This window comes from Pseudomonas sp. H3(2019), from assembly GCF_007713465.1.
In the GTDB taxonomy this organism is placed as follows: Bacteria; Pseudomonadota; Gammaproteobacteria; order Pseudomonadales; family Pseudomonadaceae; genus Aquipseudomonas.
In genome coordinates this window covers 407,976-420,074 of the sequence record NZ_VMSG01000002.1, presented here as the reverse complement: position 1 = coordinate 420,074, position 12,099 = coordinate 407,976, and the positions used below count along the sequence as shown (strand labels likewise).

14 protein-coding genes and 2 pseudogenes are annotated in these 12,099 nt (G+C 56.8%); 8 read left to right on the top strand and 8 right to left on the bottom strand.

Annotated features, from left to right (window positions below; genetic code table 11):
* Nucleotides 1-14 precede the first annotated feature (14 nt).
* A complete protein-coding gene (locus FPT12_RS04120) occupies nucleotides 15-647 on the bottom strand; it encodes a hypothetical protein (RefSeq protein ID WP_145014755.1) in 633 nt (210 codons plus the stop codon).
* A gap of 523 nt (nucleotides 648-1,170) precedes the next feature.
* Between FPT12_RS04120 and FPT12_RS04115 the strand changes: the two genes are divergently transcribed.
* The gene (locus FPT12_RS04115) at nucleotides 1,171-1,398 is read left to right on the top strand and encodes a hypothetical protein (protein ID WP_145014754.1); all 228 of its coding nucleotides are present in this window, start codon (nucleotides 1,171-1,173) and stop codon (nucleotides 1,396-1,398) included.
* Nucleotides 1,399-1,542: 144 nt separating this feature from the next.
* Here the strand turns inward: FPT12_RS04115 and FPT12_RS04110 are convergent, their stop codons facing one another.
* A complete protein-coding gene (locus FPT12_RS04110) occupies nucleotides 1,543-1,824 on the bottom strand; it encodes a DUF3761 domain-containing protein (protein WP_145014753.1) in 282 nt (93 codons plus the stop codon).
* 250 nt (nucleotides 1,825-2,074) lie between these two features.
* Entirely contained in the window at nucleotides 2,075-2,560 is a 486-nt protein-coding gene (locus FPT12_RS04105) for an Lrp/AsnC family transcriptional regulator (RefSeq protein WP_145014752.1), read from the bottom strand.
* 371 nt (nucleotides 2,561-2,931) lie between these two features.
* On the opposite strand from FPT12_RS04105, the gene FPT12_RS04100 reads away from it, so the two are divergent.
* Both FPT12_RS04100 and FPT12_RS04095 read left to right on the top strand, forming a co-directional pair.
* Nucleotides 2,932-3,354: a DUF2000 domain-containing protein gene (locus FPT12_RS04100; RefSeq protein WP_145014751.1), complete on the top strand. Its 423-nt coding sequence runs from the start codon at nucleotides 2,932-2,934 to the stop codon at nucleotides 3,352-3,354.
* Between the two features lie 282 nt (nucleotides 3,355-3,636).
* Nucleotides 3,637-4,257, top strand: a complete 621-nt coding sequence (locus FPT12_RS04095) for a LysE family translocator (protein ID WP_145014750.1) — start codon at nucleotides 3,637-3,639, stop codon at nucleotides 4,255-4,257.
* A gap of 86 nt (nucleotides 4,258-4,343) precedes the next feature.
* On the opposite strand, the gene FPT12_RS04090 is transcribed toward FPT12_RS04095, so the two are convergent.
* The 3 genes from FPT12_RS04090 to FPT12_RS04080 all read right to left on the bottom strand — a co-directional run bounded on the left by FPT12_RS04090 (nucleotide 4,344) and on the right by FPT12_RS04080 (nucleotide 6,815).
* Nucleotides 4,344-4,829 carry an adenosine-specific kinase gene (locus FPT12_RS04090; RefSeq protein ID WP_145014774.1) on the bottom strand — a complete coding sequence of 162 codons (486 nt, stop codon included), beginning with the start codon at nucleotides 4,827-4,829 and terminating at the stop codon, nucleotides 4,344-4,346.
* A 100-nt stretch (nucleotides 4,830-4,929) separates the two neighbouring features.
* A complete protein-coding gene (locus tag FPT12_RS04085; protein ID WP_145014749.1) occupies nucleotides 4,930-5,559 on the bottom strand; it encodes a PQQ-binding-like beta-propeller repeat protein in 630 nt (209 codons plus the stop codon).
* Between the two features lie 35 nt (nucleotides 5,560-5,594).
* Nucleotides 5,595-6,815: a helix-turn-helix domain-containing protein gene (locus tag FPT12_RS04080; RefSeq protein WP_145014748.1), complete on the bottom strand. Its 1,221-nt coding sequence runs from the start codon at nucleotides 6,813-6,815 to the stop codon at nucleotides 5,595-5,597.
* A gap of 329 nt (nucleotides 6,816-7,144) precedes the next feature.
* On the opposite strand from FPT12_RS04080, the gene FPT12_RS27590 reads away from it, so the two are divergent.
* Nucleotides 7,145-7,303, top strand: a complete 159-nt coding sequence (locus tag FPT12_RS27590) for a hypothetical protein (RefSeq protein ID WP_178098598.1) — start codon at nucleotides 7,145-7,147, stop codon at nucleotides 7,301-7,303.
* A 61-nt stretch (nucleotides 7,304-7,364) separates the two neighbouring features.
* On the opposite strand, the gene FPT12_RS04075 is transcribed toward FPT12_RS27590, so the two are convergent.
* On the bottom strand, nucleotides 7,365-8,159 hold the full coding sequence (locus FPT12_RS04075) for a carbohydrate deacetylase (RefSeq protein ID WP_145014747.1): 795 nt from the start codon (nucleotides 8,157-8,159) through the stop codon (nucleotides 7,365-7,367).
* Nucleotides 8,131-8,485 (bottom strand): annotated as a pseudogene (locus FPT12_RS04070) (GNAT family N-acetyltransferase); the annotation flags it as partial. The pseudogene FPT12_RS04070 and the gene FPT12_RS04075, both read right to left, overlap by 29 nt.
* Before the next feature lie 18 nt (nucleotides 8,486-8,503).
* On the opposite strand from FPT12_RS04070, the pseudogene FPT12_RS04065 reads away from it, so the two are divergent.
* The 4 genes and pseudogenes from FPT12_RS04065 to FPT12_RS04050 all read left to right on the top strand — a co-directional run.
* Nucleotides 8,504-8,676 (top strand): annotated as a pseudogene (locus tag FPT12_RS04065) (MFS transporter); the annotation flags it as partial.
* 126 nt (nucleotides 8,677-8,802) lie between these two features.
* Nucleotides 8,803-9,360: a polysaccharide biosynthesis/export family protein gene (locus FPT12_RS04060; protein ID WP_145014773.1), complete on the top strand. Its 558-nt coding sequence runs from the start codon at nucleotides 8,803-8,805 to the stop codon at nucleotides 9,358-9,360.
* A 26-nt stretch (nucleotides 9,361-9,386) separates the two neighbouring features.
* Nucleotides 9,387-10,505 carry a hypothetical protein gene (locus FPT12_RS04055; protein ID WP_145014746.1) on the top strand — a complete coding sequence of 373 codons (1,119 nt, stop codon included), beginning with the start codon at nucleotides 9,387-9,389 and terminating at the stop codon, nucleotides 10,503-10,505.
* Nucleotides 10,506-10,525: 20 nt separating this feature from the next.
* Nucleotides 10,526-12,076, top strand: a complete 1,551-nt coding sequence (locus FPT12_RS04050) for a Wzz/FepE/Etk N-terminal domain-containing protein (protein WP_145014745.1) — start codon at nucleotides 10,526-10,528, stop codon at nucleotides 12,074-12,076.
* Nucleotides 12,077-12,099 lie beyond the last annotated feature (23 nt).

The following is a 12,099-nucleotide window of genomic DNA, read 5'->3' as shown; positions in this document are numbered from 1 at the left end:
CACAGCATCGAGGATCAGGTGATGACTTTGAATGTGGAGTTCATGGAGCGCTTACCATCCTCCTCGCTCAAACAGACCGACAACTGCTGACCTTCCTTGCTGAAGGCGCAATAGGGCAATGCCTGCTGCTTGAGGAAGGCCAGTGGCACGGCTATAAAAAATGCGCTCAACGCTGCGGCAGCCACGGTTTTCCCGAATATTTTCAGCCCGGAGAGTGACGCGTTTCTGGACGCCGTTTTTACCCTGATACGGGCATACAAACCGCTGGCCAGGATCGCTGCGCCGATCAGCATGGCAATCGTGATATCGGCCTGTACGGGGCTGTAAAGCAGATTGCCGTTGGCATCGTCCGGGTAGTTCAATTGCCACCAGCCACCGATACACAGCGGCACAAGCCCGGCGGTGATCCAGGCGAGAATCGACCCCGGCAGCCGTAGCAGGATGGCCACTATCAGGCCGAGGGTGGCAACGGCCCAGCCGCTGAGAAACAGTTGGGTGGACATGGCACCGCCGAACAGGGTACCGCCGACATCCTTGGGCGTCAGAAGGGTCCAGTCGTAGAAAACGATGTGCAGAAGCACAACACCTACGGCAATCCAGCTCATCGGGAAGTAAAGCCATAACCATCGGGTGTTGGAGCGAAGCATTGTCTTACTCATGCTGGGGACGAGAACGTGTCAGAGATGTGCATGAATGAGAGAGGGTGCCAGGCATCAGCACTATCACTGAACGTGTGGCGTTCAGATTCGGAATAACACACATCTTCCTTTTTGTGTTTTGGGCACCAGTCTGCGATGTGCTCTTGCGCATTGTATATGCTTCCTTTGATCCGGTGAGGGGCGAACGCTTGAGAGTGCTTTCAGGTGAGAGGACTTGCAGCTTTCACAGCCCTTTGTCGAGTTGAACTACCATGGTCCATTGTCATGCTCACAGAGCCCTACACGCCTGTTTCCCGTCCTTTGCGGAGTTCATCGTCCAAGGTCCTGGTCGGTGCCAAATCCGCTGCTAACTCACAGTGAAGTCCTTTCCGGCTTAATGAGACGGTCAGTCTGACCGAGAAGCCCTGCAGATTTACGCTTGCAGGGCTTTTCTCGTTTTCAACCCCAGGGAGCATGATTCATTGAAGTTGAGATTGATCTACGCTTAATGCTCTACAAAGAGGGTTGCGTCATGAGCGAAGATCGAGTGGTTGCGCTTGAGATAGCGCTTAAAACGGTAATGGCGGTCGCTGGGCGACAAGGCTTGGAAGCCGACGAGCTGTGCAGGAAGTCAATTGGCGCAATAATTGGCGACCCCGAGTTTAATTGGGTCAAACCCGACCATGCTGAAGACGCCATCGCCGAGATTGAAATGGCTCAAGCCGCCATTGCGCACCGGTCTCTACCCTCGGCGAAATGAGCGGGTGTGGATCGGGCAGAAGTTCGTTTGAGTTGATCGATCATCGTGGTCGGTAGACTGTTTAGCGTCTGCGTGCCGACGATTCCGTCGAACTTGACCTTTGAGCCCGGGCGGCGCGACTCGAAACTGATCGACAGTTATGGCTTATAGCCAAGCCATCACCCCACCATGGCGGGAGCAGGTGCCACGGCGGTGCAGGCTAAAACTGTAGGTATTGTCGCGACACTTGGCGGTTGCACCCTCGGGTGCGCGATTTGATTTTGTGTGGGCGGGGCTGTGTACGGTTTTTCCGTCGCTATTGATGTACGAGCCATGCTCGACCAGTTGCGATTCGTCAGGGTTTACTACTTGAGGATCAGTATCAGATCTTGCGAACGCGGGCTGAAAGATCAAACACGCAGTGAGTGCCAGGTAGACTGGTTTCATTGGGAGATCCATCCGTGGTGTGTGGGCAGAGTCTAGTCTAGTGTAGGATTTTGTCGTTTCTGGGAGTTGTTGTACGCCTCGAAATAACAGGGCAAGCAAGACGTCTTTCCTGACGTGACAAAGCCCAGCACTGGACTGGGCTTTGTTGGTTTTCGGATTCATGCGCGTAACACAGGGCTGCCCTCTACCTTGGCGACAGGGTGAGTGCAGGTGCGCGAGTTTCTGCTAACTGACGGCCTGAAAGGTCTCCTCAGGCTTCTAGGGAGCGCTTGACCGGGAACGCCACGAACGGCTTGATCTCCTTGAGCACGAACATGCTCTGCATCTCCTTGATGCCGGGCAACTGTCGGATGACCGACATCGCGAAGTCGGCAAACGAGTCGAGATCGCGCGCCACTACCTGCAACAGGAAGTCAGCGTCGCCACCGATGCTGTAGCACGCCACCACATCGTCCAACTGCATCACTTCCTGCTCGAACTTCCGGGCCTCGGCTGCGCTGTGATGGTCGATGCTGACCCGGATGAACACCATCACTCCCAGCCCGATCCTGCGTCGGTCGAGCACCGCCCTGTAGCCTTGAATATAGCGGTGTTCTTCCAACTGCCGGACCCTGCGCCAGCAGGGCGAGGCAGACATGCCGATATGGTCGGCCAAGGTCTGGTTGGTGATCCTGCCGTCCTGTTGCAAGGCTGTAAGGATTTTGACATCTGTCAGATTCAGCGTCTGATCGGTCATAAATTCCGCGTCCCTGTGATAAAGAGGTAGATCCTACCAGAATGCATCGACCCGGCAATTAAAATAGAAATTTTTTCCCCGGCTAAAGGGGATAAGATTTTTTCAACTTCTAACGTTGAAGTTGCCACGCTTTAGCCTCTATGCACAAACCGATGCCGGACGCGTCGTTGAATACATAAACCACAGTTGGTTGCTTCCTTTTCCGAAGGACGCGATTGCAGGGTGATAAAGGATTCTTCATCTTGGCAGGTAGTGGATATTGACATTGGTAGTGACACTACGAAGTTTGTCGGGTTGTTCGAAGGTTGGGCTGACTTCGGTGTGACAAAACTTGAAGAACTGAAGGTTTATTGATAGTCGTGGAGGATTCAATGAATTTCGATGCTGCCGTTCACAAATGCGTGATTGTCGTCGACAAAGCACTGGGGCTGGGACATGCGGCCAATGCCGTCAGCGTTATCGGCGTCAGCCTGGGGCGCTCGGTAAAAGGTTTGGTCGGACCTGACATGCAAAGCCGTGACAATGTCAATTACCCCGGCGTCATCTACGCACCGTTGCCGATTCTGCTGTCCACCAATGAGTACTTGCAGGAACTTCAAGAGAAAGCGCTGGTGGATGATGAATTTCACATCATGCCATTCAGCGCCTTGGCACAATCCTGCAAGACGTATCAGGAGTATGAGTCGCGTATCTCCGAGGCCGACAGTTCAGCCATAGAGTTGGTTGCCATCGGCTTGATCGGGCCGAAGAAAAAAATCAGCAAGTTGACCGGTAATCTTTCGCTGTTCAAATGACAAGGCGGTTGTAGTGTACGTTTTGTTCAGCCTGAGATTCTGGAGTTGTCACGTACAGTTCATCAATAACATGCAGTGTTTGAGAAGGGTGGTATCTGCAGCGGGGAGTTGAATTATATTCGGCTTGTGGCGTATTAAAAACATACTCCGTTATGTCAAGGCGTATTCGCATTTTTACTTGGGTAGATAGTCTGTTTTATCCGGCAGTGTCATAGATAACCTGGCTTGCCGGAAGCGGAAAGTGTCGAGCAAGACAATAATAAATTACCTGAGGAGCACGACATGCTCGATTTGACGCAAGTACTTACCTATTCGGCAGCGCTGGGCATCGCGGCCGCCATTCCCGGCCCCGGCATGGCGGCGCTGGTGGCGCGGAGCGTCAGCGGTGGCGCGTTGTCGGGTTTTTGTCTGTTGTTTGGGTTGATCCTCGGCGATCTGACTTACCTGTCATTTGCCGTCTTTGGCCTGGCGATGATCGCCGAGCACTTCAATGCGTTATTCCAGCTGGTACGCTGGGCGGCGGCGCTGTACCTGGGCTATCTGGCCTGGCAGTTCTGGTTCGCCAACCATCAGGCGATCGAAGTCGGCAAACCGGTGAAGAAGAAGGAGTTGCTGTCGGCGGCGATGTCCGGTCTGACCATTACTCTGGGCAACCCGAAGACCATCGCCTTCTATCTGGCGTTGCTGCCGCTGGTGATCAATCTTGAGACGGTCACGTTGCAGACCTGGGGGCTGATGCTGGTGCCACTGACCATTCTGGTTCTGCTGGGTGTTGGCGCACTGTTCATTGTCGGCGCGGTGCGCATCCGGCACCTGCTGTCGAGCCTGCGAGCGCAACAGCGGCTGTTCCGCGGTGCGGCGGCGATCATGGTGGCGGCTGCCGCAGCGATGCTGATTCGTTGAGGCGCTGAGTGACCGTGACTGCACCCTGCATGGAAGTGTTTCGCTTGCGGCGCGGTCACGGCACCGCTCATTGTCGGCGCTTCAGCTCAGAGCTTGTAGCCGATCTGTCGCAACAGGTTTTTGCGCCACAGGATGTCTTCGTCGCCTTCAATGTCCTTGGCGCAAAAACCATCCACTACGCCCAGAATCGCTCGCCCTTGTTCCGTTTCAGCGAGAATGACTTCCGTTGGGTTAGCTGTCGCACAAAAGATATGGCACACCTCAGGAACCATTTTGAGGGCGTTCAACACGTTGAGCGGATAGAAACCGTCGCCGAGGAAAATGATGAAGCTATGGCCTGAGGCGATGGCTTTCGCGTTTTTTTGCGCCAGTTCGATCATCGCGCTGTCGGTGCCGGACCAGCGCACCAGGCATTTGCCGGAGGCTTCACAAAAGGCCAGGCCAAACGTGATGCCCGGAACGCTACTGACTAATGCTTCATGAATGTCCTCGACGGACTTGATGAAGTGCGTCTGCCCAAAAATGAAGTTCGTCGCTTCCGGCTTATCGATTTTCAACGTGATGAGTTGCATCTCAAACGCCTCCTTCCGCGATGTATTATCAGGGCCCGACAACACAACCAAGCATAGTTACTGATTGGTAGTGGCGCCGTCTGCTGTCGATCGCAGCGTCTCATTCAGGTCGACGAACCACTCTTACCTTGCCGCTGTTTCCGCCTCCGCAGAAGAACTGGTCGGCTCCATCCGACTCGAGCCCCGATACGCCGACACCAGACGGCATTTTGAGGCTCTCCAGAACCTCTCCCGTTCGCGGGTCGACTTGCCTCAATTCACTCTCGTCACCTTCCCAGGTGCCGTGCCAGAGTTCTCCGTCGACCCAAGTGACCCCGGTGACGAAACGGTTGGATTCGATGGTGCGCAGAATCGCCCCGGTCCGGGGATCGATCTGATGAATTTTCCGGTCCCGATACTCGCCCACCCAGAGCGTCCCTTCGGCCCATGTGAGCCCTGAGTCGCTGCCACCAGGCGCGGGAATCGTGGCGAGCACGCGACCGGTTTTCGGGTCGATCTTCTGGATGCGATCCTCGGCGATCTGAAACAGGTGCTGACCGTCGAAGGCTGTGCCCGCGTGCGCGGCGACATCGATCGAGCGCAGGGTATTCCCGCTCGCCGGATCGAGGGCGTTCAGTTTGTCTCCGGAAGCGAACCAGACCTGTTGGCCGTCATAGGTGACCCCATGCACATGGTCGACCCCCGGAAAGGGTCCATATTCGCGGATAATTTTGGCTGCTGAGTGTTTCATGTCTTCCACCCTGGTGGTTTGGTCGTGGAGTGATCCTAGTCACTTGGAAGTGGAGCGGGGAGTAACAATGACGTCGCGAAACCCGGCACCGAAGGCGTTATCCAGCGACGCGCTCGCCCGCGACCAAACCACTGGACCTTGCCGGCCGCCGCCAGCGAATCGAGTGCCCGTTGCACGGTGCGCTGGCTGGCGCCAAGTGCCAGCGCCAGGGCTGAACTCGACCACGACTCACCGTCGGCGAGGAAGGCGAGCACCGCCGCCTGCTTCTCTTCGACGGGGCGTGCCAGCACGACGACTTCCGGTGCGTTGCGCGGCACCAGCGCAAAACCGCGCTTTGTTGCGGTCACGCCAGCCACTGTCCGCAGCGCCGCGCGAAGTCGCCCGAGCTCGACGCGCAATCGCGCGCGATGCGACTCATCGTCAAGCTTCAATCGGAAGGCTCGGGCGATAAGCATTTCCCTCGATACGTCGGCGGGCCACGCTTCGCCCAGCGCCCGGGCGAGAGTGAACAGCACTGGGCGCCTTGCGAACGAGACTTGCGCACGTGCGTCACGCACGAGATGACGGCAGGCGTCCACGACGAGCGCCTTTGACGCCAGTAATACTTCAACATCCTCAAGCAGCAGGAACCGTTCCTCGCCACCGGTAATCAGGCGCGCCGCGGGTGTGTCGAGGAGGAGGCGTGCACTGTCGACCTCGGCTGTCAGCGCAGGGATTGCGGCGTGGCCTGCGGCATGCTCGGCCCGAGTGAGCGCCGCCCGTGCCGTCTTCGCCTGCAGGCGGCGCATCGCGATCCCCGCCACGACCAACTCGTGGACAGCCCTCGACGCGGGTGGTAAAGGCGTGGGATCGAGTTTGGCGAGCCTGTGCTCGGCTTCGTCGAGATGACCGATCAGGAGCAGGCGCCGGATTTCGAGATACCGGGCATGCGCGGCGTTCACCCGGTCACCGTGTTCTTCGAGTGTCGTCCGTGCTGCATCGAGTGCTTTCGCAGGCCAGCCAAGGTCGCGCGAAGCGAGCGCAATCTCGGCCTCGGCGACCACGCATCGCGCACGGGCCAAGGCCTCTTTCGGACCGAAGGCACGTGCCGCACTGCGCAACAGAGCCTTCGCGCGAACCAGTTCGCCGAGCTGCGCCATGGCGATGCCGCGTAACGCGAGTGCCGGCGCATCGTCGCGCAAGGCCACCCGGTTCAGTGCGCCGAGGGGATCACCCGCAGCGAGCGCACGCGCCGCGGCCGTCATCAGCGAATCCATCAGAATCGCGCCACAGCTGTCACTCCTACCCTCCGATACCCGCTGCTTAGTCTATCTCACGACTACCAAACAGCCTGGAGGGTAACAAGCGCTGAGTCAGGTCCCGGTCCGCGATCCAGCACCTTGATCGACGGCAAGGGGCGGGTGCGCTAAAGCCATTTCGGGGAAGCTGATTGCGCCGAACAAGAGCAGGTGATTCAGGGGCTGCTGGAAGAGGCGAAAATCGCCAAGGTTGCTGTACACAGTGCAATACAGACGGTCGGTCGATAACGAAGCAGTGGCTTTTGTTCTATCCTGAAATTGAACGCAAACCTCAGGAGGAGGGCTTTATGGCAACCGAAAAGAAACGTGAACAGTACGAAGATTCTGAAGAGGAAAGGCCAGAAGAAGCGACCCCGGAAGAGAATCCACCCGATCCGACGTGGAAGCATCCGGACGACGGCAAAAGCCTTTCGGATCTTGACCAGGAATGGCCGCTTAAACCCTGAGCCATCCGCCTTTTGCACAATGCCCGTGGCCAGTCCCGGGCATTGTGCTGTCATCGTTGTGCTAATCCAATGCCGTCGTGGCCGCTGCGGGTCGTGTGCGTACCAGCACGTTATAGCAAACCCGTGGAATGCCCGGCAGGCGGTTGTCGAGCAACTTGCTCAAGGACTCACCCTGATACAGATAGGCGTCGCCAAAGTCGCTGCCGAGCATCGTCGGATGGGCAACGATTTCCAGTAGTCCGTCTTCCGGTGGCCTGGCGTTGCGCAAGTCCACCGGGGTACAGACGTAGTCCGCCGTGGCACCGGCGAGGCGCTGTAAACGCCGGTTGAGCAAGCTCTTGAATACTCGCTTGGCCAGGCTGAGGTTGTGCCCCAGATTGCGCGCCAGGCGAACGGGGACTCCTTGGCGGGCAGCAAAACGCGCGACGATCTCACCGATCGGCCAGATAGTGTGAACATGCTGGTGGGAATCGAGATGGCTGGGCTGCAGGCCATTGTCCAGGCAGTGCTGCCATTGCGCTTCGAGCTCCTTCAGCACTGCATCGTGTTGCTGGCGGCTGAGCCACAGGCGGTGGCGGGGCAGGTTCAGGTCGAACTCGCCAGCCGTGTCGCAAAAGTTTGGCAGCTCGAGAATCGCCCGGCTCAGGGGCCGGCCGTACGTGAGGTTGAAGTGCAGGCCGACGCGGCCCTTGAGCAGTGGCTGTTGCGCCAGCTCACAGGCCGCTGCGAAGGCCGGCATGTTGGCCATGACGGTAGCGGAGCTGATCACCCCGGCCTGGAAGGCCCGCAGGATGACTGCGTTTTCATTCAGGCTGAGACCGAAATCGTCAGCGTTGACTATGACTTGGCGAGGCATGTTCGTCCTCCATGGGATGTGCAGTGGGCGCGATTTTTTTATTGACGCCGGTCACGACGGGGGAGCGGGCCAAACGTGCGACAGCTGCCGCACGTTTGGCATGCCACTGTTGCAGCCTCGGTTTGATGTGCTGCCAGCCCTCGTCCAGACCCCAGCGAATCCACTCATCAAGCAGCACTCGGCCGTTGCCCAGACCGGCATATTGCGCCAGGAACGCCAAGTTGTAGTCGTTAGAGCCGACCCTGTTCCAGCAAGCCTAGACGATAGCTGATGCAACGCCCGTCAAGTTCCAGCCCGACCACGCGTACCCGCCCTTGGGCGGGGAGGGTGGCTCGATCCTCGTCACGCTATTGCTGCCTCATGTGGACCTGTTCTGGACCCGTGTGCTGAGCGTGGTGATCGGCTTCATCCTGGCTTCGGCGTTCTCGCCATTGTGGTCTACGCTCAAGAACGAGTACCGGGAAACGTCGGGATGATTGCCGGGATGTTCTTCGGTCTGATGTTTGGTTTCGGCGGAAATTGGCCGCCAGGAACCTCGAGGCGATTGCTGTTTGATCGTTTCTTTGGCGTCAAAGGAGAGGGAGTGTTTTCGCCCCGTTTTTATGTGAATCTCTGTGCATGCTACTTGGTCGGAGGGATCCTTATGTTGCGTTTGTTATTGCCTGTGCTCTGCGCGCTGGTGGTCTGGCCCAGCATTACCAGTGCCGACGAAAAAGCCGCGGCTTATCTGCTAAGTCCGGGTGACGTCCTTTCGGTTTCCGTTTGGGGCGAAGAGAAGCTGAAACAGGAGGTGCACGTACTTCCTGATGGCAGCATTACCTTCCCGCTGGCAGGACAAGTCGATGTTGCGGGGCTTGATGCCACTGCAGTCGCAAAGAAAATCGCTGCCAGGCTTAAGGAGTTCATACCCGATCCGAACGTGAGCGTTGTCATCACGAGCACCGCAGGCAATCTCGTCTATGTGCAGGGTAAGGTGCTGAAACCCGGCACCGTACAGATGTCAGGTCCAACTGCAGTGCTGCAAGTATTGAGCATGTCGGGCGGGCTCGACAAATTCGCCGACAAGGAGGACATCAAGGTCGTGCGGCGCAATGGGGCTAAACAAGAGATCCTGCCCGTCCATTACAGCGATTTGATGTCCGGGCGTGACATGTCCACCAATATTCAACTCCAGGCCGGCGATACGCTGGTCGTGCCTTAGCCTTGCGCGAAGCACTAAGGATTATCTTGCCCTTGCTACGAACGGCTGGAGTTGCGACGGCCATCCTGATCTTGCCGTGCTCCGGTGTGGCCTATGCTGCCACTTGGCAATCAGCAATCGTTGTGCCTTCGACTGTCGAGTACGACAGCAACCCGGTGCTTGTTACGGAAAACAAGAAGGGTGTGACTCGTACGATCATCGCCCCCGATTACACGCTTGTCGGTACTTCAGACCGGGATCAGTGGCGGTTCGGTCTTGGCATGAATCTGGTGCGTTCGTCTGATACGTCCATCGTTTCGGACCGCGAAGACCCCAACGTGCAGTTAGGGTGGCAGCGCGAGACCGAGACGGGTGGTTTTGGACTCACGGCGAAGTATATTGAGAGTTCAACGCTTTCCACTGCGGTTCAAGCGACCGGCGTGATTGCCACCACCGATGGTACGCAAAAGCTAACCTCGTTCGGCGGCAACTGGAGTACCGCTCTCAGTGAGCGAACTACCTTGGTTAACGAAACCGACTACACACATGTCACTTACGACATTAATACACTCACCAACTATGACGAGCTATCGAACCGCCTGAGCTTTAACTACGCATGGAGCGAGCGTGTGGAGCTATTCACGCGTTTTGGCGTGAAGCGTTATGAGCCGCAGCAGGGATCTGCGTTGCCTTCCTCAAACAGTTACACCCCCACTGCCGGCTTGAACTTTGAGATCTCCGAGCGGCTCAAGGGGGCGGTTTACGCGGGTGTCAATCAAGTCTCTGGCTCGAACAGCCGCCCCCGTGGCCAAGGCGGTTTTTCGTTGCACTATATCGGTGAGCGTGTTGATACAAGTATCGGCGCCAGTCGTAGCACCGTCGCCAGCGGCGACGGCGGTTTTGTCGAGGTTGATAACCTGAACGGTACATGGAGTTATGCCCTCGACGACACCAGCCGTACCGGTTTTGATGCCTCATGGCAAAAAACCAAAGGGGTAACGCCTAATACCCTGCGCAATGTCGGTGTCTGGTTTAGCCGGGAACTCTCGCCTTTTTGGGTGGCGCGCCTATTCTTCACGTACAAAGAACGCCAGCAAAATGGCTTGCCGGATGCCACCGCAAACGTCGTCGGGTTGACCTTGACCTATAGTCACCCCAACTTCTGAAATTCAGCTGGGTGATAAATATGACCTCTGAATACGAAATGTCGGTCAACGACTACATTGCTGTCATCAAGCACCATGCCTTGCTGTTGATCCTGAGTTTCGCGGTAATACTCGGCCTGAGCGTCGTGGTCGCGATCTCTATCCCGCCCACCTACGAGTCATCTGGCACTATTCTGGTCGAGTCTCAGCAGATTTCGCCAGACCTGGTGGCGGCGAACAACAATACCTTTGCCGATGAGCGCATCGAAGTCATTCGCCAGCGCGTGATGACCCGTGAGCATCTGGAGGCGATCATCGACAAGTACAATCTTTTTGCTTCGCAAAGCAGGCAGTTGAGCGTTTCCGAGAAAATCGATGAAATGCGCAATGCGATTACAGTCTCCTTGGTCAGTGCTGTCGTTAAGGGGCGCGGAGAAGTGACGATTGCTTTCCGTCTTTCCTTTGAGCACCGGCAGCCAGAGATTGCCAACAAAGTGGCCAACGAGCTGGTGACGCTGTTTCTGGATGAAAACATCAAGCAGCGCACCGAGCGCGCCAGTGAAACAACAGAGTTTCTGACGCAGGAGGCGGACAAGCTCAGGGTCGAACTGGAAGCCCTGGAAAACCGCTTGGCAGACTTCAAGCAAGCGCACAGCAACGCGCTTCCCGAGCATCAGGAGTTGCGCATGAATATGTTGTCACGCGCCGAAACCGAGCTCAAAGAGGTCGACCGTGACTACAAAACTGCCCGTGAGGAGTTGCGCTTCAATGAGTTGGAGCTTTCCGCAGCAGCGACCAAGCATGTATCGCCCGGCGCGGGGGTTGATAAACAGCAAGATCTGGGAAGCCTGAAGGCGGAGTACACCCGGTTACTGTCGCTGTATACCGAAGCCCACCCCGATGTGCGTGCCGTCAAACGCAAAATTGCTGCACTTGAGGCTACCAAAGGTGCTGGTGGTGCAGCAGCTTCAGTCAATCTGGACCTTGCCAAGGCTCAGGCCCGGATCGCTGCCGCAGAAACACGTATCAAGTCGCTGGCCGATCAAAAGCAGGAAATACTCAAAAAAATAGCCGACTACGAGGCGCAAATTCTTGAGACGCCGCAAGTCGAGCGCGGCTTGGTCACACTGATGCGTGACTATGAAAACGCTAAAAAGAAATACGAGGAAATACGCACCAAGGAAATGAGTGCGAAAATTTCCGAAAGCCTGGAGCAGGAAAACAAAGCCGAGCGTTTTGTTCTTCTGGAATCGCCATTGATGCCTGAAAAGCCGATACGGCCGAACCGTAAAAAAGTGGTTGCCATGGGCTTCGTTCTCGCTCCGGTGGGCGCTGGCGCATTGGTGATGCTCCTTGAGATGCTGAACCAGCGCGTGCGCGGAGCTGAAGCCTTGGCCAGTGTGCTGGGTAGACGCATATTGGTTGCGATTCCCTACATATACACCAGAGCTGAATTGGCACGCCGTAAGCAGTGGCGAACGCGATTGATCCTCAGTGGAGTCGTGATGATCGTGGTCTTTTTGGTGCTCCTGCATTTCTTCTACATGCCTCTGGACCTTCTGATGTTTAAAGCTCTGGGCCGGTTTGCATAAGGAATATAGCCATGGAAATAATC

Bases quoted from the DNA above. Each gene is read 5' to 3' on its own strand.
- FPT12_RS04075 (WP_145014747.1), bottom strand. From the start codon at position 8,159: ATGCCTCGCCAAGTCATAGTCAACGCTGACGATTTCGGTCTCAGCCTG.
- FPT12_RS04060 (WP_145014773.1), top strand. From the start codon at position 8,803: ATGTTGCGTTTGTTATTGCCTGTGCTCTGCGCGCTGGTGGTCTGGCCC.
- FPT12_RS04110 (WP_145014753.1), bottom strand. From the start codon at position 1,824: ATGAAACCAGTCTACCTGGCACTCACTGCGTGTTTGATCTTTCAGCCC.
- FPT12_RS04090 (WP_145014774.1), bottom strand. From the start codon at position 4,829: ATGCAACTCATCACGTTGAAAATCGATAAGCCGGAAGCGACGAACTTC.
- FPT12_RS27590 (WP_178098598.1), top strand. From the start codon at position 7,145: ATGGCAACCGAAAAGAAACGTGAACAGTACGAAGATTCTGAAGAGGAA.
- FPT12_RS04115 (WP_145014754.1), top strand. From the start codon at position 1,171: ATGAGCGAAGATCGAGTGGTTGCGCTTGAGATAGCGCTTAAAACGGTA.
- FPT12_RS04085 (WP_145014749.1), bottom strand. From the start codon at position 5,559: ATGAAACACTCAGCAGCCAAAATTATCCGCGAATATGGACCCTTTCCG.
- FPT12_RS04120 (WP_145014755.1), bottom strand. From the start codon at position 647: ATGCTTCGCTCCAACACCCGATGGTTATGGCTTTACTTCCCGATGAGC.
- FPT12_RS04080 (WP_145014748.1), bottom strand. From the start codon at position 6,815: ATGGATTCGCTGATGACGGCCGCGGCGCGTGCGCTCGCTGCGGGTGAT.
- FPT12_RS04105 (WP_145014752.1), bottom strand. From the start codon at position 2,560: ATGACCGATCAGACGCTGAATCTGACAGATGTCAAAATCCTTACAGCC.
- FPT12_RS04095 (WP_145014750.1), top strand. From the start codon at position 3,637: ATGCTCGATTTGACGCAAGTACTTACCTATTCGGCAGCGCTGGGCATC.
- FPT12_RS04100 (WP_145014751.1), top strand. From the start codon at position 2,932: ATGAATTTCGATGCTGCCGTTCACAAATGCGTGATTGTCGTCGACAAA.
- FPT12_RS04050 (WP_145014745.1), top strand. From the start codon at position 10,526: ATGACCTCTGAATACGAAATGTCGGTCAACGACTACATTGCTGTCATC.